Below are 21,978 nucleotides of genomic sequence, written 5' to 3'. Positions count from 1 at the left end.
AGTGGCCTTACATCTTCTAGAACAAGATCAAGAATATATCAATTTACAAACAGAACTAGTTTGGTTACAGCAGCATATTAAAGAGACCAATCAGCGCATCCTTATTTTATTTGAAGGTAGAGATACTGCCGGAAAAGGAGGTGCCATTATGCGTTTTATTCGTTTTTTGAACCCGCGTTTGTTTAAAGTGGTGGCACTTTCAAAACCAACAGAAAAGGAAGAAGGACAGTGGTATTTTCAAAGATATATTGAGCATTTACCAAGCCCAGGAGAAATAGTATTATTTGATAGAAGTTGGTATAATAGGGCAGTAGTAGAACCTGTCATGGGATTTTGCTCAAAAAAGCAATATAATTTATTCAATCGCCAAGTGGTTTCATTAGAAAAAATGCTTATTCAAGATGGGATTCATGTTTTTAAATTTTGGTTTTCAATTGATGCTGAAGAACAAAAGCGACGACTTGAGGATCGCGTACATAATCCACTAAAACAATGGAAATTAAGTAGTGTAGATGTGCAAGCACAATCTAAATGGGAAGAATTCACTTTTTACAAAGAAGCCATGTTCAAAAAAACAGCTAAACCCCATTCTCCTTGGATTGTTGTTAAGGGAAATGAGCGTGATGTTGCCAGAAAAGAGGTGATGCGTTATGTGGTCAATAAACTTGATTATAACAAAAAAGGAGAAACTGGAGAACGCCTTACTTTAGATACGAATATTGTTACCGAGATATTTAATGAAGTTTAAATATCTAAATTTATCAAATTAATTCTTTGAAATTTATTCTATGGGCTTACCTCGTAAAACGGTACTTATTGTATTAGCCTTTATTGCTATTTATGTTATTTGGGGTTCAACTTATCTATTAAACAAAATAGCCGTAACACAAATCTCTCCTCTTTTTTTAGCTTCAATACGTTTTATTACGGCTGGAATTTTAATTTTTGTCATAGCCAAGTTCATGAAACTTAGTTTGGCAATCAATAAAAAACAAATCATTAATTGTATTATCGCTGGTTTTTTGTTTTTAGCCTATGGTAATGGTGTTTTTGTTTGGGCTTTAAGGTATGTTGACAGTGGTTTTGGAGCACTTCTAGCCTCAACTCAGCCTTTAATTGTATTGATTCTTATGAGGATGCTTGACGGTAAAAAAATTAAAGGCATGTCAGTTATTGGCATTATTCTGGGAATTATTGGAATGTATTTATTGGTGAGTCAAAAGGAATTGGTGTTTCAGGAAAACACTGTTTTAGGAATCATGATGATTTTTACCTGTGTGATAAGCTGGAGTTTTGGTAGCTTGTTTGTGGCTAAGGCAGAATTACCTTCTAATTTTTTTATAAATACGGGATATCAAATGCTTTCAGGAGGTATTATATTGGGTATTACTAGTTTTATTATTGGTGAAGAATGGATGTCACCATTTCTATGGACTACCCCGGTAAAAATATCGATGAGTCTTTTAGTGTTATTTGGAAGTATTGTGGCGTTTACATCATTTAATTATTTGCTTAAAGTAGTTTCTACAGAAAAAGTTACGACTTCAGCCTATGTAAATCCAGTTATAGCATTATTGTTGGGATGGCTTGTTCTTGATGAAACGATAACGGGACAATCTATACTTGCTGCTGCTGTATTATTAACAGGCGTCTATTTCATTACCTCAAAAAAAAATATCAGAACATTAAGATAATCTGCTTTTTGAGAATAAAATTAAACTAATTTTGCTCTTTTTTATATCAATAAAATTTTTCTATGGTTAATGAGAATATGAATGGGGATACTGAAATTTCTTCTGATGAAATAAATAAATGTATTGATATTTTAGAACGACTGATTTCTAATTCCAATCAAATTTTTGACATTCCGGAAGAACAGCGTATAGCTTTAATTAAGGCTTCAGGAAAATTGTCTCGTCCTAATAAACAGGAGTTTGTTAAATGGAAAAAGGATGCTAAGAAAGCTGAAAAACGCAAATTAGCAGCCAAGGACCGAACAGCAAGAAAAGAAACAGGAATTAGAAGCGCAAGAGAATCTGTAGTTTTCGTGGCGCCTAAATTATTATCTCCAGTTGATTTAGAAAACAAAAAGGAACTTGAACTTCAATCTCCTAGAAATTGTTATGTCTGCAAAACAGAATTTACAACATTGCATCATTTTTATGACACCATGTGCACGGATTGTGGTGATTTTAATTATGCTAAACGATTTCAAACAGCCGATTTAAGAGGGCAAGTAGCCGTTATAACGGGCTCTCGTTTAAAAATAGGATATCATATTACCTTAATGTGTTTGCGGGCTGGAGCCACCGTCGTTGCAACCACAAGATTCCCTGTGGATAGTGCTTTGCGTTTTTCGAAAGAGGCAGATTTTACCGAATGGGGACATCGCTTAAAAATTCATGGACTAGATTTAAGACACATTCCTAGTGTCGAGATTTTCTGCAATTTTATTGAGCAAAAATATGAACGCTTGGATATTCTGATAAACAATGCAGCTCAAACAGTGAGAAGGCCTGCAGGTTTTTATGCACATTTGATGCAGAATGAAGAACGACCACTGGAGTCATTACCAAAATTTGCTAAAGATTTATTAGTTGATCATGACAGCTGTTTACAAGAATTAAAGGTCTTAACTTCAGGTGCTTCTTCTAATCAGAATATGCCTGTAACCTGGCATGGACCGGAACCAGGAATTGGCTTAAGAGCATCAGCCAAACTTTCTCAAATCCCTTATAGTTTTGATAATTCATTAGTTGCTAAGGAAGTATTTCCTGAAGGACAATTAGATGCTGATTTGCAACAAGTAGATTTGCGTAAAACAAATAGTTGGCGTTTAAAGCTTGGTGAAATTGAAACCACAGAAATGATTGAAGTACAATTGGTTAATTCTGTGGCGCCTTTTGTACTCTGTAACAGACTTTCTGAAATAATGAAGAAGGATAAGACTGGAAAAAAGCATATTATTAATGTGTCTGCTATGGAAGGAAAGTTTCATAGATTTTACAAAGAGTCACGTCATCCGCATACCAATATGGCTAAAGCGGCTTTAAATATGTTAACGCATACGGCTTCAGATGATTTGGCAAAATACGGGATTTTTATTAATGCGGTTGATACAGGTTGGGTAACTGATGAAGATCCGGCTGATTTAGCGAAACACAAGGCTGAAGTTCATGATTTTCAACCACCTTTGGATATCGTTGATGGGGCAGCACGCGTCATGGATCCTCTTTTTGACGGTATAAATACAGGCAAGCATTGGTGTGGTAAATTTTTAAAAGATTACCGACCTATAGATTGGTGATTTAATGGAATTTGATTTACAATTTATCTATTCGAATCTAAATAACTATTTTTGTATTCTTAATCTAAATACATGGGAAATAGAACCTATAAAATAGCCGTCATCCAGCTTAATTTAAATGACAAACCAGAAAACAATTTAAAGAAATGTTTAAGTTGGGTGAAAGAAGCTGCAAAAAAAGGAGCTGAAGTGATTTCATTACCTGAGCTTTATAGCAGTCATTATTTTTGCCAGAGTGAAGACACCAATAATTTTTCATTAGCAGAGCCACTTTACAGCACTTCTTTTAATGCCTTTAGTACTTTAGCAAAGGAATTGGGCGTCGTCATTATTGTTCCTTTTTTTGAAAAGCGTATGTCTGGTATTTACCATAATAGTGCTTATATACTGGATACCGATGGCTCGGAGGCAGGGTTATATCGTAAAATGCATATTCCAGATGATCCCCATTTTTATGAAAAATTTTATTTTACACCAGGGGATTTAGGGTTTAAATCCAATACAACAAAAAAAGGAAATGTGGGTATTCTTATTTGTTGGGATCAATGGTATCCTGAAGCAGCAAGACTGACAGCTTTAAAAGGTGCGGATGTTTTATTCTACCCTACGGCTATAGGTTGGCATCCTAAAGAAAAAGAGGAATATGGAGTGAATCAATATGGTGCCTGGATGAATGTTATGAAAGGACATGCTGTTGCGAATGGCGTTTATGTAGCTGCGGCAAATAGAATAGGACTAGAAAAGTATTTACCTAATACGGATGGTTTAGAATTTTGGGGAGCTTCTTTTATTTGTGGTCCTCAAGGAGAAATTTTAGCGCAGGCTTCACATGACAAAGAAGAAATACTTATTGCCGAAGTCGATTTAGATTTGCAAGAAAATGTACGTCAAAACTGGCCGTTTTTCAGAGATAGACGTATTGATGCTTTTGGAGATATAACTAAACGCGCCATAGACTAATGAGAAGATTTCCTGCGGAATGGGAAAAGCAACAGGGTTTATTACTTTGCTTTCCACATAATGGTAATGATTGGCCGGGAAAATACGGTGCAATCCAATGGGCTTTTGTTGAATTTATTAAAAAAGCAGCATTAATAGAAACCGTTTTTTTAGTAGTTGCAGATAAGAAGCTTAAAGAAAAAGTGGAAGGCATGCTTGAAACTGCCCATGTAAATATTAAAAACATTTCTTTCATTATTCATAAAACCAACAGAAGTTGGATGCGCGATTCTGGTCCTATTATCGTGAAAAATGGTGATAAACGCGAAGCTTTAAACTTTAATTTTAATGGCTGGGCGAAGTACAATAATTTTAAATTGGATAAGTTAGTGCCATCAAAAGTTGCTAATCATTTAAACATGCCACTAACACAGGTTATGTATAAAGGGAAACCTGTTGTTTTGGAAGGAGGAGCCATTGATGTAAACGGTAAAGGCACCTTAATAACATCAGAAGAATGTTTACTGCATCCAACCATTCAAATTAGAAATAAAAATTTCACGAAAGTTGATTATGAAATTATATTTAAGGAGTATTTAGGAATCAGTAATGTCATTTGGGTTGGCGATGGTATAGTTGGTGATGATACACACGGTCATATTGACGATTTATGCCGGTTTGTGAATGAAGACACTATTATAACTGTGATTGAATCAAATCCTAAAAGTAAAAATTACAAGCCGCTTCAAGACAACTTAAAGCGTCTAAAAAAAGCGGTTTTAGAAAATGGAAAATCACCAAAGATTGTCGAATTACCTATGCCAACACCTTTACTATTTGATGGCATTCATATTCCCGCGAGTTATGCCAACTTTTTAATTTTAAACCAATGCGTATTAGTACCAACATTTAATGATGTTCATGATAGAGAGGCCTTAAATATTATTGCAAACTGTTTTCCTACCAGAGAAGTAATAGGCATTAGTGCCATAGATTTAATATGGGGGTTCGGGACCTTACATTGTTTGAGTCAGCAAATACCGGAATAGTAATTATTTTCAAATTCAGCTATGTAACGAGTGGAGATTAGAAATGCCATAAAATTTATGATTATAAGTACTTTGGCATTTGCTTGTATGAATGTTACAGTCAAGTATTTGGTTGCTATTAACGCACATGAAATCGTATTTTTTAGATCCATAAGTTCTTTGTTTTTTACTTTCGGATTTCTTATAAAAAATAAAATACCAATTATTGGAAATAATAATAAAATACTGATATTAAGAGGTTTAGTTGGTGTTACCTCAATGACTTTTTTCTTTATGTCAATCAAATATTTACCAGTGGGAACCGCAGTTTCTTTAAGATATATAGCGCCCATTTTTGCTACTTTTTTTGCCATTATATTTTTAAAGGAAAAAGTAAAACCATTACAATGGCTGTTTTTTATCATGGCATTTTCAGGAGTTCTGATTTTAAAGGGATTCGACACAAATGTCAGCAGCTATGGTCTTTTCTTAGTTTTGGTAGCCTCAGTATTCAGTGGATTTGTATATATTATAATATGTAAAATAGGAAAAAGCGAACACCCTGTGGTTGTGGTGAACTATTTTATGGTAATAGCGACCATTACAGGAGGCATATTGTCAATTGGTAATTGGGTAACCCCAAAAGGCATAGAATGGGTATTATTATTTAGTTTGGGAGTATTTGGATACTTCGGACAAGTATATATGACTAAAGCTTTTCAAACTGCCTCAACAAACCAAGTGGCACCATTAAAATACATTGAAGTCATTTTCACGTTACTTATTGGTCTTTTTTGGGTTGGTGAAGTTTATACCTTTTGGAGTTTACTGGGAATTGCTCTTATAATTGGAGGCTTGATCTTAAATGTTTTATATAAGGGAACTTCTAAATAATCAGTTTTACTTCACCTAATTTATGCAATTTATAGTGAAATTCATCCATCATCTGGCGATACAATAAAAAATAAATTTATTTACATTTTCCAACGTTCTGATAATTCATGAATTTTATCAGGACCAAAAACACCTGGTTATTGCACAAATTCAATATACTATAGAAGTTCCAGTCCATTTTTCTATTTTAAGGATCTAAATAGTTTTTTTATAACTCCAAACAGCCAGGCCATTCATTATAAATGCATATAGTATTGTTTTTAGCAATTGGGGTAAAATATCAATAATACCTGATCCTTTTAGCATCACCATACGCATAACCTGTACAAAATACTTTATTGGATTGAATTCTGTTATTATTTGGGCCCATTTGGGCATACTTTCAATAGGTGTAAACAAACCACTCATAAGAATAAAAATAACCATAAAAAACCATGAAATAAACATAGCTTGTTGTTGGGTATCCGTAAAGTTTGAAATAAATAATCCAATACCAAGTATCACTAATATATAAATAGAGGTATACAAATACATCAAGCCAAGATTACCAATAATAGGGACATTAAACAAAATTTTAGCTATTATTAAACCAATACTTAATAAGCCTAAACCTATAACCCAAAAAGGAAATAATTTTCCAATAATAAACTGACTTTTTTTGATAGGGGTGACATTGATTTGTTCTAAGGTCCCAATTTCTTTTTCACGAACAATGTTCATACCAGATAGAAATAATGTGATCATGGTCACTAATAAAACTAAGATTCCAGGAACCATAAATGTTTTATAATTAAGTGTTTTATTATACCAAAAAGACGGTATAGTATTAATATTCAAAGGGGTTATTTGAGCATCTTCAGGTTGCATTAGGTTTACCTTAATATGTTTATTGTAACTCTGAATAATTTGGTTTATATAGACGCTTTCAACACCTGCAGCAGCGCCATCAATAGCATTAATAGTCACACTCAGATTAGTAAACTTATCTTTTGTTAAATCGCGTTCAAAATGTTGTGGGATTTCTAAAACAACGTCGATATCACCATTTAACATAGCTGAATTGGCTTCATTTTCATTAGGAAAATCTGTAATAACATGAAAGTATTTTGAAGCATCAAATTTGCTAATTAAGTTTCTGGAATAAGAAGTATGGTCATTATCAATATAGGAGAATTTGATATTTTTTATATCAAAAGTTGCTGCGTTAGACAGGATAATTAGCTGAATTAAAGGCATTATGAAGATAATAGGTAACATGCCTTTATTTCTAAAGATTTGCTTAAACTCCTTCTGAATTATAAAACCTAATATCTTCATTACTCTAATCTGATTTTATATTTTTTAGTGCTTAAAACAATAAAAAATAAGGTCATAGATAATAAAATGAGGGTTTCTTTCCATATATAGATAATACCAACTCCTTTTAGCATAATCGCTTTTAAGATGATTATAAACCATTTAGCTGGGATGATGTTGCTAATAATTTGTAATGGAAGTGGCATGCTGTCTATGGGAAAAATAAAACCAGATAAAATAATTACCGGAAGCATTAAGCCCATTAATGAAATCATCATTGCTGTTTGTTGAGTTGCAGAAACTGTTGAAATCAAAATGCCCAAAGCCAATGCCGTGATAATAAATAAAACACTTTCAAATCCTAATAAAATTAAACTTCCTTGAACCGGCATTTTAAATATAAAAATGCTCAAAACTATAATGACAATCGCATTAATTACAGATAAGAAAACGTATGGAATAACTTTTCCAGCAATGACTTGAATAGGTTTTAAAGGAGAAACCAGTAAGATTTCCATGGTTCCTAATTCTTTTTCTCTGGTGATTGAAATTGAGGTCATCATGGCAGAAACTAACATTAAAATAACTGTCATAACGCCTGGAACAAACATAAAAACACTTTTTAATTCAGGATTATAGACCATATGTGATTGCGCGTTTATTTGATAAACGATGGGAGTATCCTTATTTATTTCTTTGACATAAGTTTGTATAATGGCATTTACATAATTTGAAATGGTATTTGCTGTATTTGGATCCGTTGCGTCTGTGATTATTTGAACAGTCGGATTTTTATTAGTGATAAGTTTTTTATTAAAATCTTTTTCGAAAATTAAAACTGCCTTTATCTTTCCTTTTTTAAAAACCGATTCTATATCCTTTTCATTGACAATAAGTTGGTTGATACTGAAATATGAAGATGCTGAAATTTTATTAATAATTTCATGAGTAGTTATATCCTTGGAATGGTCAAATATGGCAATATTCACATTATTAATTTCATTGGTTATTGCAAAACCAAAGAGTAATATTTGAATAATAGGCATGCCAAATAAAATGAATAATGAGCGCCTATCTCGAAGGATATGGTAGAATTCCTTTTTTACAAATCCTAAAAACAGTTTCATATATTCCTTTTATTGTTTTTCATCTGTTACATGGAACATCCAAGTGATTATTTTTCATTTTGATTAATATTAGTCTTAAAGGTTTCATCCTCTAGCCAATTTTAAAAAAACATCATTCATACTATCTACTTCATATGTTCTTTTGAGGTTTTTTGGAGTATCCAAAGCTTCAATTTTTCCATTAACCATAATGGAAACTCGGTCACAGTATTCCGCCTCGTCCATATAGTGAGTTGTTACAAAGATGGTAGTGCCTTGATGCGCGGCTTTGTAAATCATTTCCCAAAATTGTCGTCTCGTAATTGGGTCAACGCCACCTGTTGGCTCGTCAAGAAATACAATTTTAGGATTATGTAATAAGGCCACTGAAAAAGATATCTTTTGTTTCCAACCTAAGGGCAAGGAGCCTACGTGTTGATTCGCTACATTTTCTAAATTTAACTCATCAATGAGCACTTGGGTTTTTTCTTTAATAGCGGCTCTTGTCAACCCATATATACCTCCAAAAAAAGTGATGTTTTCTTTAACAGTTAAGTCATCATAAAGCGCAAATTTCTGGCTCATATAGCCAATATTTCTCTTGATAGATTCTGCTTCTGTGAACACATCAAAACCTGCAACTGTAGCTGCTCCAGAAGAGGGAGTGGATATCCCAATTAACATTTTCATTGCTGTTGTTTTTCCGGCACCATTAGCCCCAAGAAATCCAAAAATTTCACCTTTTTTCACATGAAATGAAATAGCATTAACTGCTGTGAAAGCGCCAAATGATTTTGTTAAATTGTTAGCTTCAATGACGTTTTCCATAAAATTATTTTGCTAAAGCCATAAAAGTATCTTCAATGGTAGGTCGCATTACTTCAATTGTTATTTCCTTCAAACCTTTTGACTGTAAATAGTCATTTAATTCATCAGGGTTCATATTCATTCTATTATCAGAATAATGAACATATTCACCAAAAGGATAAACACTAAAAGTATGCTTATAAAACCTAAGACTTTCCATTAATTGGTACATATTGTCAGCACTAATATTATAAAGTGTCTTTGAAAAATGATTAACAATGGCTTTTGGTGTATCAATTTCTAAAATAGCCCCATTTTGAATAAAGGCAATTCTATCACATAGAGCCGCTTCATCCATATATGGCGTAGAAACCAAAATAGTAATACCCGTTTGTTGCAATCTTTTCAACATATCCCAAAACTCTTTACGCGATACCGGATCAACTCCCGTTGTTGGTTCATCTAAAAAAAGTACTTCTGGCTTATGAATTAGTGCGCAGCATAAAGCAAGTTTTTGTTTCATTCCCCCTGAAAGTTTTCCTGCTCTGCGATTTTTAAAAGGTTCTATTTGAATGTATATATCTTTTATTAAATGATAGTTTTCCTGAATGGTTGTCCCAAAAATTGTTGCGAAAAAATTCAGGTTTTCCTCAACGGTTAAATCCTGATATAGTGAAAATTTACCTGGCATATAGCCTACAGAATTCCTTATTTTTTTATAATCTTTTACAACATCAAAATTTGAAACAGTAGCATTGCCTGTATCAGCAATTAATAGGGTGGTTAGAATCCTGAACAGTGTTGTTTTTCCGGCGCCATCTGGACCAATAAGACCAAACAATTCGCCTGCTTTAACATCAAAAGAGATATCTTTTAATGCCTCAACATTTTTATAGGATTTACTGATATGATTTATGGTAATACTCACCAAGTATTAATTTTGGACCGTTATTTTAGACTCCATTGTAACTTTAGAAGTAATGGAATTTGATATTAAACAGGCTTTTTCAGATTTTTCAAGAATGCGAAGAGCCTTGTCTTTCTGGCTTTCATCAGCAATAAATACCTCTGGAAACAACAACACTTCTGTCATGACAAACTTGCCATCTACTTTGTCCAAAATTCCTTTTGATCCACATTTAAAACTTATAAATTCAAATTTTGAATATTCGGCAATGGCTAAAAAAGTAGTCATTAAGCAACTGCTTACAGCCGCAGTAAATAAATGTTCTGGAGACCAAATGTTTGGCATTCCTTTTTCAAATTCTGGAGGTGTCGCCACCTCTATACAGTTCATTTCAGTACTTTCATTCTTATGTAGTTCAGGTGAACACATAACTCCTTTACGGTCTTTTTGCCAAGCAATGTTGACGTTATAAACATGTTGATCCATTGTATTATTATTTAATTTATTTTTAAAATATTTGTTGTATTCATTTTTACTAATCTAACCACATTTCTGCAGGCATTCCTATTTTTAAACCGCCATCATTTTTAACATTGATTTTAACGGCGTAAACTAAAGCAACACGCTCATCTTTGGTTTGAATGATTTTAGGTGTAAATTCAGCTTCAGAGGCTACCCAGGCAACGATTCCTTTATAACTTTTTAAACCAGATTCAGAATCAATTTTAACAGTAACTTCCTGACCAATATTGACGCTTTCAAGTTGCGTTTCACTAATATAAACACGCAGTTCCATGGTGCTTAAATCGCCAATTTTATAAAGTGGTTTTCCAAAAGAAGTAATTTCGTTTGGTTCGGCATATTTAATTAGAACCGTACCTTTAAAGGGGTTGATAATTTTGCTTTTATTAATTTGATCCTCGACTTGTTTTATTTGAATATCAATGTTTTTTAACTCATTAACGACAGGAGCATTTTGAATTTCAATGCTTAAAATCCGTTGTTTAATAACATTAATTTCTCCATTTACATCATCCAACTGCTTTTGTGTTGCTGCGTTATCTTTTATAAGGTTTACTATTCTATTTTGGTTGATTTTAGCGGATGTTAATTGGGCATTTAACACGTTGATATGAGACAATACGCCTTTCGATTTTGAAATGGTAACATCCTTTAAAACTTTTAATTGTTCATGTTTTAAACTTAACGGAATGGTATCAATATAACCTATAAAAAAATCCTTTTCTAAATGCTGTCCTTCTTCAATATTAAACATTTCTAATTTGCCATTATTTTCAGCAGAAACAGTGATTTCAGTTGCCTCAAAATTGCCATAACCGTCCGCTTTATCATTTCCATTTCCACAGGATAGTAGGGCAGAAGCAATTAGTCCTAATGCAATTATGTTTTTGATTGTTGTAATCATGATTTATAATCCTTTTGTGATGTTATAGTTAGCTTTTACCAATAATAGTTGAATATTGTGTGTTTTTAAATTGGTTTCATCTTCAAATAAATTGGTGAGTTGTGTGATGTAAGCGGATGATGTAATCACCCCATTTTTTAATTGAGATTCGGCAGTTTGCAAAATCTGCTTTCTTAATTCAATAATTTCATAATCAGATGTTATAAAGCTTTCAATTTTTTTCATTTCAAATTCTTGCTGACGTAATTCAATGTTGATATTTAAATTAAAAATCTCAACTTCATTATTAATGATATCTTTATTAATTAATAAAGATTCTCGTTCTTTTTTGTTTGAATTCCAATCAAATACGTTCCAATTAAGTTTTACTCCAACGGTATAAAAACTTTTGAAAGCATTGTCTAACATATTTAATCCTGGGTTACCATAACCTCCAGTTGCAAAACCAGATAGCTTTGGTACCATTTGTTTGGAAATAATTTGTTGGTTGGCATCAATCTCATCTCTTTTCAATTGAAATAATTCCAATTCTGGTCTGGAGATCGTGTTTTCAATATTGAGATTAAATTCAGGGTTTTCTAAAACAGAAGTGGTTTCTAAGTCTTGTCCTATTAAAGAAGATAAGGATTCAAACAAGCTTATCTTATTAAATTCAATATCTGTAAATTGTTGTTTTATTTTTATTAATTCTGCCTCTAAAACCTTATCTGAAGCTGGTAGAATCGTTCCGTATTCTATTCCTGATTTCACTTCTTTAATTCTGGATAGCAACTGCTCTTTTTTAGCATTTAATAAATACTTTTTCTCTTGTAGTAATAAAATTGAAAAATATAATTGGTTGATCTGCTTTTTAAGTTGGTAGATGTTAACTTCAACCTGTTTTTGCTGTACTTTTAAGGCAATTGATTTTGCTTCTAAAGAAGCATCAATGAATCCACCGTTATAAATTAATTGGCTTAGAGTTGCAGTCGTTCTGTATTGATCTTTATTGAGTGATTCAATTCCTGAACCAGGTATGGGTACTTCAGTTACTTCAGATTGATAGGTTGCTTGGGCTTCAATACTTAATTGAGGTAAGGATTTGTTCGTTATGATCTCAGAATCAATTTTATTTTGAGTTTCTAAAAGTTCTTTTTGTTTTACCAAAGGATAACTCTTATCAACTAATTGATAACATTGAGTTAATGATAAATGATCTTGAGCAAAAAGTCCGGAAGTAATAAGTAAAACAAAATAAAAAGAAGTTTTTTTCATATTGTTATGCTTTAATTGAATTGATTATAAAACTTGAAACCTCTGTTTTTCTGTTTTCCATAAGTTTATTAAAATGGTCATCATCTGCATTTAAAAACACTTTTATGAGAGGTTTACCCATAAAAGGGAAAATGCACATTGAAATAACATTAACAAATAGTTGTTCTGCGTCAACAGGTTTTAAAACACCATTTTTAACTTCAGTTTCTACTTGCTGTTTGAATTTTTCAGTATTTGGAAACTCTGGTTTTTCTTTCAGATGTATTATGAATTCTGGGTTTCTGTTAATTTCCTGAATAACAAAACTTGGTAAGTAAGGGTGTTCACTCATAAATAAAATATAGTTAGAAGTAAATTTTATTATTTTTTCCTCAATGGATGAATCATCATTTAAAATACCATTTAATTGGGGAGCTAATAGGGAAAAGGCAGTCATAAAAACCGCTTCAAACAATTGTTGTTTGTTTCTAAAATAATAATGCAGTAGTGCTTTGTTAATACCTGCTTCATCAGCTATTTCTTGCATTCTGGCACCATCCATACCTTTTTTTATAAAAATATTTTTGGCGGCATTAAGAATTAATTTTTCTGAAGTGTCATCCTTTATTTTTTTCATTTTAACTAATTGGTTTAACCAAATGGTTAACAAATTTAGATATTTTATTCTACTTCTCAAATATTTTAAGGATTAATATATTTGAGTAAAGCATTAAAACTTATTTTTGTTGTGTTATTTTAAGCTATAAATTTTGATTAATTCTAACTTCACTCATATCAATATTTTAAAACTATTTTATCGATTTGTATTTGTCATAAGTTTTCTTGGTTTATTCTTATTTGTATTTGATTATGGCTATGACCAATCATCTGATGTTCAGATCTTTTTAAATGCTTTTTATTTTGTAATTATTGTACTAGGTGTTTTTTCGTCTGTTTTACGATATAGACTTAAAGAAAAGATAATTAAGCGAAGTGTTTTAATATTCGATATTATTAGTATCATAATTTCTTTTGTAGTGCTTTATATTCACTTCTTTTCAGAGGAGGCACATCAACATTTAACGTTTTTGTATAATGATAATTGGGTGAAGTTTGCCATCATTCTCACTTTTATTCGAGAATTTTCTGAACAAAATATTAACTTCAAAAGAGCTATTTTAAACCCAGCACAGTTATTTATAGTCAGTTTTTTAGTAATTATATTTATTGGGTCTTTATTGTTAATGTTACCTAATGCAACGTATGAAGGCCTGTCATTTATAGATGCTTTGTTTACATCTACAAGCGCTGTTTGTGTAACAGGTTTAATTGTTGTGGACACAGGAAGTTACTTTACAATTTTTGGTCAGGCCATTATTTTAATACTCATACAAATTGGAGGTTTAGGGATTCTTACGTTTGCGAGCTATTTTAGTTATTTTTTCAAAGGTGGCTCAACCTATGAAAATCAATTGACCTTAAGTGATGTAACAGGCTCCAATAAACTAGGAGAAGTTTTTTCTACTTTAAAAAGAATCTTAGTTATTACTTTTTCCATAGAACTTGTTGCTGCTCTGCTAATATACTTAAGTATTAATAGAACGCTTTTTAAAACTTTTGGAGATCAATTATTTTTCTCAGTATTTCATTCAATTTCCGCCTTTTGTAATGCTGGTTTTTCAACCCTACCTAATAATTTATTTGAAAGTGGTTTTAAATACAACTATTTTTTACAAACGGTCATAATTTTAGCTTTCGTTCTGGGGGGACTTGGTTTTCCAATTGTCGTAAATATTTTAAAGTACTTAAAGTATTTCTTACTTAAACGAGTATTAAATTTTAGTAACAAAAAACATCCATATATACCCTGGATCCTAAATTTAAATAGCAGAATAACATTAGTAACAACGCTTTCATTAACGATCATTGGCACTATCGGTTTCTTTATAAGTGAATATCATAATGTACTTTCAGATCATCATGGTCTTGGCAAGTTTATTACGGCATTATTTGGCGCAACGACGCCAAGAACGGCTGGTTTTAATACTATTGATATGAGCGCTTTAAGTTTTTCAACGGTTATGATGATCTTTTTGTTAATGTGGATTGGAGCTTCGCCAGCTTCTACCGGTGGTGGTATTAAAACAAACACATTTGCAATTGCCATTCTTAATTTTATAAGTTTAGCAAAAGGAAAAGATAAAATTGAAGTCTATAGAAGAGAAATTGCTGATATATCTGTGAGAAGAGCTTTTGCTGTAATTTCATTATCCTTATTAGTCATTGGTATGGCTATTATGTTAATTTCTATTTTTGATAAAGAAAAAAGTTTGTTAGATATTGCTTTTGAATGTTTTTCAGCATATAGTACGGTAGGATTAAGTTTAGGAATTACAGCTCAACTCAGTACCATAAGTAAGTTTGTAATTATAGGAGTTATGTTTGTGGGTAGAGTGAGCATGCTTTCCATACTCATCGCAGTGATAAAAAAAGTTAAAGAAAAAAATTACAGATATCCAAAAGAGGAAATTACCATAAATTAAAAATATTGAAACTATGAAATATATTGTTGTAGGACTAGGAAATTTTGGAGCGTCATTAGCAAAAAAGCTCACAGAGCAGGGTAATGAAGTAATAGGAATTGATACCGACATGAACCGGGTTGAAAATTATAAGGAGAAAATTTCACATACCATTTGTATGGACGCTACTGATGAATTTACGGTTTCTGGTCTACCCTTAAAGGATACTGACATGGTGGTCATAGCCATTGGAGAAAACAAAGGCGCCAATGTAATGGCAACGGCTTTATTTAAGAATTTTCAAGTAAAACGCTTGATAAGCAGAGCTATTGAACCACTGCATGAAAAAGTGCTCTATGCGATTGGAGTAGATGAAATAGTACATCCTGAAGAAGAATCCGCTGAGCGTTGGGCTAAAAAGCTTTGCTTAAAAGGCGTGGTTGATTCTTTTGAACTTGGAGATGATTTTAGCATTGTGGAAGTTAATTTACCTCCTAAATATGATGGAAAAACTATTAAAGAAATAGGTGTTAGAGAAAATTACGGATTATTGGTTCTTACAACCATATCAAATAGAGAAGAAAAGAGCTTAATAGGAAAAAGCCGAAATATCAATAAAGTTGAAGGTGTCGCGTCTCCGAACAATATCTTGAATAAAAATGATATTTTAGTAGTTTACGGTTCAAATAAGGATATCAAACGATTTTTAAAAGGGTAATTATCTTTTTATAAAAGTATATTATGTTTACAGAATACCTTAATATTTTAAGCAAGTATAGTCCTCTAAGTGAGAATACAAAATCACAATTAGAACCCTATATTTCTATTAAAAACTTAAGTAAAGAGGAGTTACTTTTAAAACATGGGGATGTTTGTAGACATATTTATTATGTAAATAAAGGGTTTATAAGAATCTTTTATTTTAAAGATGGTAAAGAAGTTACAGAATGGTTAACTAATGACAAGCACTTCTTTTTCTCTATCACGAGTTATTTTGAAAGTTCTCCTAGCCATTTAATTATTGAAGCAATTGAAGACTCTGAGATTATTCAGTTATCAAAAGTGGGCTTGGATAAGCTCAGAAAAGTAAATTTAGAAATTGCCAATCTGATGATTGAATGGATTTCTCGTTCTTTGGTTTTATCACAAAAGCGAATGGATTCCATTCAGTTTGAAACTGCCAAACAACGGTATGATTCTCTTCTTAAAATGCAACCAGAAATACTCAATAGGGTACCATTACAACATATAGCTTCTTTTCTTGGAATCACCCAAGAAACCTTAAGTAGAATTCGTTCAAAAAAATAAAGTGCTTTTTGACATATGTCAAATGTATCGTAAAAGTTAAGTTGGAACTTTGGTGAAACTAAAAATTCAACTTAATGAAACACATTATTGTAATTCTGTTTATAGTATTTACGGCACAAATAATAGCTCAAACAAATACTGATGAAAAAATCAATCAAATTTTAGATCAACTATCTCTTGAAGAAAAATCATTCTTAATTATTGGAACTGGAATGAATTTTCCTGGATTGTCCTCAAAGGAAAATGGGCCAGCGGATATTGTAGGACCAACGATTGATGTCGTTCCTGGTGCTGCCGGTACAAGTTATACACTTAAAAAGTTTGATTTCCCTGCAGTTATTTTTGCTGATGGTCCTGCAGGAATCCGAATTGATCCTAAGAGAGATAGCCTATTAAATCAAACATTCTATGCTACAGCTTTTCCTACAGCATCAAGCTTAGCATCGTCATGGGATATAGAAATCTTAAATGAAGTTGGGCATGCTTTTGGTAATGAAGCTAAGGCTTATGGTGTTGATTTTTTATTGGGGCCAGCCTTAAACATTCATCGTAATCCTTTGGGAGGAAGAAATTTTGAATATTATTCAGAAGATCCTGTACTCGCAGGAAAACTTACGGCAGGTTTTGTAAATGGCATTCAAGCTGAAGGTGTTGGGGCTACAATAAAACATTTTGCCGCTAATAATTCCGAGACAAATCGACTTCAATTGAATACTGTTGTAAGTGAGCGTGCTTTAAGAGAAATATATCTCAAAGGCTTTGAAATTGCAATCAAAGAAAGCCAACCTTGGTCTGTAATGTCTTCATATAATAAAATTAATGGGGTGTACGCTTCAGAAAACAAAGATTTGTTAACCAAAATATTAAGAGATGAATGGGGTTTTGAGGGTTTTGTAATGACAGACTGGATGGCGGGTAAAGATGCCGTAGCCCAAATGAAAGCTGGAAATGACCTACTAATGCCTGGAAGAAAAGATCAAGCAAGCGCTATTGTGGAAGCCGTAAAATCGGGAATATTGGATGAAAGTATTCTCGATAGAAACATTAAATATATAATGAGACAATATCAAAAAACTTTATCATTCAATAATAAAATAAGTTCAAATGCTCCAGATTTTGAAGTTAATAAAATTGTTGCACGTAAAGCTGCTGCAGAAAGTATGGTGTTATTAAAAAATAAGGAAGTACTTCCACTTACTAATGATACTAAAATTGCATTATTTGGAAATTCATCTTATGAAACTATAGCCGGAGGAACGGGTAGTGGTGACGTTAACAAAGCCTATATGGTCTCAATTAAAGAAGGGTTAACAAATATGGCTTTTAAATTAGACTCTAAATTAATTTCTGATTATGAGACCTTTTTAAAAATAGAAAAGGCGAAAATACCACCAAAAAAAAATTTCCTTGAAATGGATGTTTTAGTTCAAGAAAAATTGTGGGATATTAATTACTTGGAAAAAATAGCGAAAAATAATGATATTGCTGTTTTTACACTAGGAAGAACTTCTGGAGAAGTTCAGGATAGAAAAATTGAGGGTGATTTTGTTTTAACTCAAGATGAATTAAATGTCATAAAAAATATAAGTGAAGTCTTTCATGCTCAAAATAAAAAATTCATTGTATTACTAAATATAGGTTCTGTTATTGAAACGAAAAGTTGGGTAAACCATGCTGATGCTATTTTATTAACATGGTTATCTGGACAAGAAGCAGGCAATGCTGTTGCAGATTTAATTTTAGGCAAAGTAACACCTTCGGGTAAATTGGCACAAACTTTTCCAATTCAAATAGCGGATGTAGCTTCGACAAAAAATTTTCCTGGTAGAGTTCTTGACTCAAACGAAAAGCCTGTGAATCCTATTTATGGCGTTCCATCAGAAGAGATTTATGAAGAGGGAATTTACGTAGGCTATCGCTATTTCGATGCATTTAATGTAGATGTTTCTTATCCGTTTGGATTTGGTTTATCATATACAACTTTTGAATATTCTAATTTGAATATACTTCAAGATGGTGACGATTTCACTATTTCTTGTGATATTAAAAACACAGGAAAAGCTTCTGGAAAAGAAGTGGTCCAATTATATGTAAAAAGCGCTTTAGGTGCTATTGAAAAGCCTGTAAAAGAATTAAAAGGATTTACTAAAACTAAACTTCTTAATCCTGGAGACTCACAACAAATTGTGATTAAAACAAATGTGAATGAATTGGGTTATTATGACACCAAATCACATTCGTGGAAACTGGATTCAGGTTTATATAATTTTATTTTGGCCAGTAGTTCAAAACAAATTGAATTAAATAAAGAGATCACTTTAGAAGCTCGAACTATTAAAACTACAGAACAACTTTTAAGTCCGCAAGTTGACATTAATGAATTATCCAGAAATTAATTAATAGCAATTAATTTTATAAAGGGTTAGATTGTTATAATCTAGCCCTTTTTTATTCTATGGTATTGACAGATAATATATTTAAAAGGTTCGCTTTAGTTATTAAAAAGCTATTTTCAATAGAGATAGCTTTTAATTTAGCATCAATTAATTTTGACTCTCGGGAATTAACTAAGAACAGAGAGCTTTCTCCAAGGAAAAACTTTCGCTCTTCCGCCACTAATAAAGTTTCATAATCACTTACAATAACATCTGTAAAGGCATTCTGAGATTGATAAGAATCTAATTCTTGATAAATCCCGTCAATTTTGTTTTTTAAGGAAACCTTAGTTGATTGTATTTCAAATTCAGTATTTTGAATTTTGATCTTCGCTAAGTTCAAGTCACCACGTTCTTTTCTCAAAAACAAAGGTATACTAATATTAAAACCAGCTTTATAGGCAGATGAACTAAAAGATCTCGCTATTTCAGGGGTTTGTGATAAAAAATTATATTGTAAATCTATCTTAGGTAATAACTGATTTAATTTTAAGCGTTTTTCAATGACCAAACTTTTATATTTATAATCAAGTGATTGAAGCTTCGGATGATCTTCAAAATCAAAGGTTTCAAAATCAGAAGCTAAAGGCTGATAATAAGTGTCAAAATTATTAACCGTGTTGGTGTCTGGTATAATATTTTCCTTAATTTCAATAGGCGTATTGTCGTTCAACCATAAAAAATTAGATAGCTCTAAGGAAGATTTAATGTAATTTATTCTGGCTTTTTCTAATTCAAGTTTTCGGGTATTTAATGTTATACGTGCTTCTAAAGTATCTATAGCTGGATTTTCTCCAACTTCATAGCTTTTTTTTATGCCCTTAAATCGCATATCGGCATTTTGTAAAAAATCTTCAAAAACTTGTTTTTCCCTAAATGCTTTTAACCAATTAAAGTAGGTAGTTGTTGCATTAAACAAAATATCATTGACGGCTAAAGTTCTGTCTGCCTGAGCTTGCCTTACGTATAATTTGGCCTGTTTTAGCATGGCCATTCTTTTATTAATGAGTAAATTTTGGGCAACAGATACCGAAACACCAACACTATATAAACCATCCTCGGGAACTACAGATTCCGGATTTAAATAAAACCCCTCATTTTCCTCAAAATTCCCTTTAAATTCAATGCCATACCAAGTGGGTATTTTAAATGTTGCATTAAGTTTATCATAATAGTCCGTGCTTTTAAAATTCTTTTGAACGCGGTCAATTTCTATTTTTGGGTCAAAAGCACCGCGTTCTTTTAATAGCTTAGCCTCACTTTCAGTAATAATTAAATTAGCTTGCTTAACTACGGGATGAAATGCTTTAACATAACCTAAATATTCAATTAAGGGCATTATTTCTGAAGGCCTGTCTTGAGCATTACCTGTAGCGCAAATTAAAAACAGAAACAGGATTAAGTTTTTTTTCATCATTACTTTTTATCAGAGGTTTTCTCAATTTTATTAGGTTGATAAAAGTTAGGAGGGAAGCTGTTAATTTGCCTCCATAGTTCAAACCAAATCGGAACATCTTCTAACAAAGCAATAGTCTTTGCACCAGAACCGACTCTGATTGCCGTTGGCCATGGGTGATCATCTAAGTCAGGAGCAAGCAGCAGACGATATTTGCCATTATCACTAATAAAGTTTTCAATGGCAACAACTTTTGCACCATAGGTACCATAGGACACATTAGGCCAACCACTGAATACAATAGCAGGCCAACCGTCAAACTGTACACGTACTTTTTCATTCAGATGAATTAAAGGTAAATCTATAGGTCTAACATAGGTATCAATAGCTAAATCATAGTACTCAGGCATGATACTGACTAATTCTTCTCCTTCTTTAAACGCTTCACCAATTCCGCCAATTATTGCTTTATTTATATATCCATTTTGAGGTGCTGTTATATATAACAAACTATTTCTTATTTTATAATTTGTATAATTATTTTCAAGTTTACTTACTTGAGCTTCTGCATCAAATTGACTCGATTGCGCAGTAAACATATCACTCTGTGCTTTTGATATTTTATCAATATATGAGGCATTAATTCTTGAGATTTCTACTTCGGCATTGATAATTTCATTAATACTAGCTAACAGTTTGTTTTCTTGAGATATCAATTTAGCTTGTGTTTCTTGAAGTTTTAAACGTTTTTCTTCAACGTCTTTCATGGCTTTCAATCCTTCATTTTGAAGCGTTTCTATTCGATTAAATTGACGTTTAGCAATTTCTATATTGGTTTTTGCAGCTTCAAAATCGATGCTATCACTTTTCACTTTTAAATGAGCCTGTAACAGTTTGTTTTTGGCTTGTTTAAGTTTCAACTGTTGTTCATTATTTAAAGCCTGTATTTGTCTATTTAATGCTTCTACTTTTCCACCATATGCGACAACTGATGATGCTTTTGCTGCCCTTTGATCATTAGTGCGCTCTACTAATTTATCATCAAAATACTCACTTTTAACCTCTGAAATTCTTAAAATAGTATCTCCCTTCTTGACATAATCACCTTCTTGCACAAACCATTGTTCTATACGACCTGGAATTTGTGATTGAATAGTCTGTGGCCTTTGATTGGGCTTTAAGGTTGTCACTTTTCCCTGACCCGTAATGTTCTGTGTCCATGGCAGAAAAAGTACTATTAAAACAACGATAGCGAAGACTAATAAGAGTTTGTTAAACTGCTTATAATATTTTTTATCAAAAATAATTGCACCTGACTTAAATCTGGTTAAATCAACTGTTTTATTTAATTGGTTATGAGATATATTCAGCATA

Annotated in this window: 20 protein-coding genes; 10 read left to right on the top strand and 10 right to left on the bottom strand. The window is 32.1% G+C overall.

Annotation, left to right across the window (positions count from 1 at the left end):
* Position 1 precedes the first annotated feature (1 nt).
* From ppk2 to V8G56_RS11455, 6 genes are all read left to right on the top strand, one after another.
* On the top strand, positions 2-748 hold the full coding sequence (ppk2, locus tag V8G56_RS11480; RefSeq protein WP_395438595.1) for a polyphosphate kinase 2: 747 nt from the start codon (positions 2-4) through the stop codon (positions 746-748).
* A gap of 40 nt (positions 749-788) precedes the next feature.
* Positions 789-1,694, top strand: coding sequence for an EamA family transporter (locus V8G56_RS11475; RefSeq protein WP_395438594.1), 906 nt, complete (start codon positions 789-791; stop codon positions 1,692-1,694).
* A gap of 62 nt (positions 1,695-1,756) precedes the next feature.
* The gene (locus V8G56_RS11470) at positions 1,757-3,307 is read left to right on the top strand and encodes an SDR family NAD(P)-dependent oxidoreductase (protein ID WP_395438593.1); all 1,551 of its coding nucleotides are present in this window, start codon (positions 1,757-1,759) and stop codon (positions 3,305-3,307) included.
* A gap of 72 nt (positions 3,308-3,379) precedes the next feature.
* On the top strand, positions 3,380-4,267 hold the full coding sequence (locus V8G56_RS11465; RefSeq protein WP_395438592.1) for a carbon-nitrogen hydrolase: 888 nt from the start codon (positions 3,380-3,382) through the stop codon (positions 4,265-4,267).
* On the top strand, positions 4,267-5,295 hold the full coding sequence (locus V8G56_RS11460; RefSeq protein WP_395438591.1) for an agmatine deiminase family protein: 1,029 nt from the start codon (positions 4,267-4,269) through the stop codon (positions 5,293-5,295). Before V8G56_RS11465 ends, V8G56_RS11460 begins: the two co-directional genes overlap by 1 nt.
* A 57-nt stretch (positions 5,296-5,352) precedes the next feature.
* Positions 5,353-6,168: a DMT family transporter gene (locus tag V8G56_RS11455; RefSeq protein WP_395438590.1), complete on the top strand. Its 816-nt coding sequence runs from the start codon at positions 5,353-5,355 to the stop codon at positions 6,166-6,168.
* Positions 6,169-6,363: 195 nt separating this feature from the next.
* Here the strand turns inward: V8G56_RS11455 and V8G56_RS11450 are convergent, their stop codons facing one another.
* From V8G56_RS11450 to V8G56_RS11415, 8 genes are all read right to left on the bottom strand, one after another.
* Positions 6,364-7,485, bottom strand: a complete 1,122-nt coding sequence (locus V8G56_RS11450; protein ID WP_395438589.1) for an ABC transporter permease — start codon at positions 7,483-7,485, stop codon at positions 6,364-6,366.
* Positions 7,485-8,591: an ABC transporter permease gene (locus tag V8G56_RS11445; protein ID WP_395438588.1), complete on the bottom strand. Its 1,107-nt coding sequence runs from the start codon at positions 8,589-8,591 to the stop codon at positions 7,485-7,487. Before V8G56_RS11445 ends, V8G56_RS11450 begins: the two co-directional genes overlap by 1 nt.
* A gap of 84 nt (positions 8,592-8,675) precedes the next feature.
* Entirely contained in the window at positions 8,676-9,398 is a 723-nt protein-coding gene (locus V8G56_RS11440; protein WP_395438587.1) for an ABC transporter ATP-binding protein, read from the bottom strand.
* 4 nt (positions 9,399-9,402) lie between these two features.
* Positions 9,403-10,305: an ABC transporter ATP-binding protein gene (locus V8G56_RS11435; RefSeq protein ID WP_395438586.1), complete on the bottom strand. Its 903-nt coding sequence runs from the start codon at positions 10,303-10,305 to the stop codon at positions 9,403-9,405.
* A 6-nt stretch (positions 10,306-10,311) separates the two neighbouring features.
* Positions 10,312-10,770 carry an OsmC family protein gene (locus V8G56_RS11430; protein WP_395438585.1) on the bottom strand — a complete coding sequence of 153 codons (459 nt, stop codon included), beginning with the start codon at positions 10,768-10,770 and terminating at the stop codon, positions 10,312-10,314.
* A gap of 49 nt (positions 10,771-10,819) precedes the next feature.
* Positions 10,820-11,710, bottom strand: a complete 891-nt coding sequence (locus tag V8G56_RS11425) for an HlyD family secretion protein (RefSeq protein WP_395438584.1) — start codon at positions 11,708-11,710, stop codon at positions 10,820-10,822.
* Between the two features lie 3 nt (positions 11,711-11,713).
* Positions 11,714-12,964, bottom strand: coding sequence for a TolC family protein (locus V8G56_RS11420; protein ID WP_395438583.1), 1,251 nt, complete (start codon positions 12,962-12,964; stop codon positions 11,714-11,716).
* 4 nt (positions 12,965-12,968) lie between these two features.
* Complete coding sequence (locus tag V8G56_RS11415; RefSeq protein ID WP_395438582.1) at positions 12,969-13,580, bottom strand: TetR/AcrR family transcriptional regulator; 612 nt, start codon at positions 13,578-13,580, stop codon at positions 12,969-12,971.
* 133 nt (positions 13,581-13,713) lie between these two features.
* Between V8G56_RS11415 and V8G56_RS11410 the strand changes: the two genes are divergently transcribed.
* From V8G56_RS11410 to V8G56_RS11395, 4 genes are all read left to right on the top strand, one after another.
* Positions 13,714-15,486: a TrkH family potassium uptake protein gene (locus tag V8G56_RS11410; protein ID WP_395438581.1), complete on the top strand. Its 1,773-nt coding sequence runs from the start codon at positions 13,714-13,716 to the stop codon at positions 15,484-15,486.
* A 13-nt stretch (positions 15,487-15,499) separates the two neighbouring features.
* Complete coding sequence (locus tag V8G56_RS11405) at positions 15,500-16,183, top strand: potassium channel family protein (protein ID WP_395438580.1); 684 nt, start codon at positions 15,500-15,502, stop codon at positions 16,181-16,183.
* A 23-nt stretch (positions 16,184-16,206) separates the two neighbouring features.
* Positions 16,207-16,773, top strand: coding sequence for a Crp/Fnr family transcriptional regulator (locus V8G56_RS11400; protein WP_395438579.1), 567 nt, complete (start codon positions 16,207-16,209; stop codon positions 16,771-16,773).
* 74 nt (positions 16,774-16,847) lie between these two features.
* Entirely contained in the window at positions 16,848-19,169 is a 2,322-nt protein-coding gene (locus tag V8G56_RS11395) for a glycoside hydrolase family 3 C-terminal domain-containing protein (RefSeq protein ID WP_395438578.1), read from the top strand.
* A gap of 52 nt (positions 19,170-19,221) precedes the next feature.
* On the opposite strand, the gene V8G56_RS11390 is transcribed toward V8G56_RS11395, so the two are convergent.
* Together V8G56_RS11390 and V8G56_RS11385 are read right to left on the bottom strand one after the other, a co-directional pair.
* Positions 19,222-20,622: a TolC family protein gene (locus tag V8G56_RS11390; RefSeq protein ID WP_395438577.1), complete on the bottom strand. Its 1,401-nt coding sequence runs from the start codon at positions 20,620-20,622 to the stop codon at positions 19,222-19,224.
* A gap of 2 nt (positions 20,623-20,624) precedes the next feature.
* Positions 20,625-21,977, bottom strand: a complete 1,353-nt coding sequence (locus tag V8G56_RS11385; RefSeq protein WP_395438576.1) for an HlyD family secretion protein — start codon at positions 21,975-21,977, stop codon at positions 20,625-20,627.
* Position 21,978: the final 1 nt, after the last annotated feature.

This window comes from Gaetbulibacter aquiaggeris, from assembly GCF_044003965.1.
Lineage (GTDB): Bacteria > Bacteroidota > Bacteroidia > Flavobacteriales > Flavobacteriaceae > Yeosuana > Yeosuana aquiaggeris.
The sequence above is the reverse complement of the archived record's forward strand: the minus strand, read 5'-3'. Positions and strand labels throughout refer to the sequence as shown.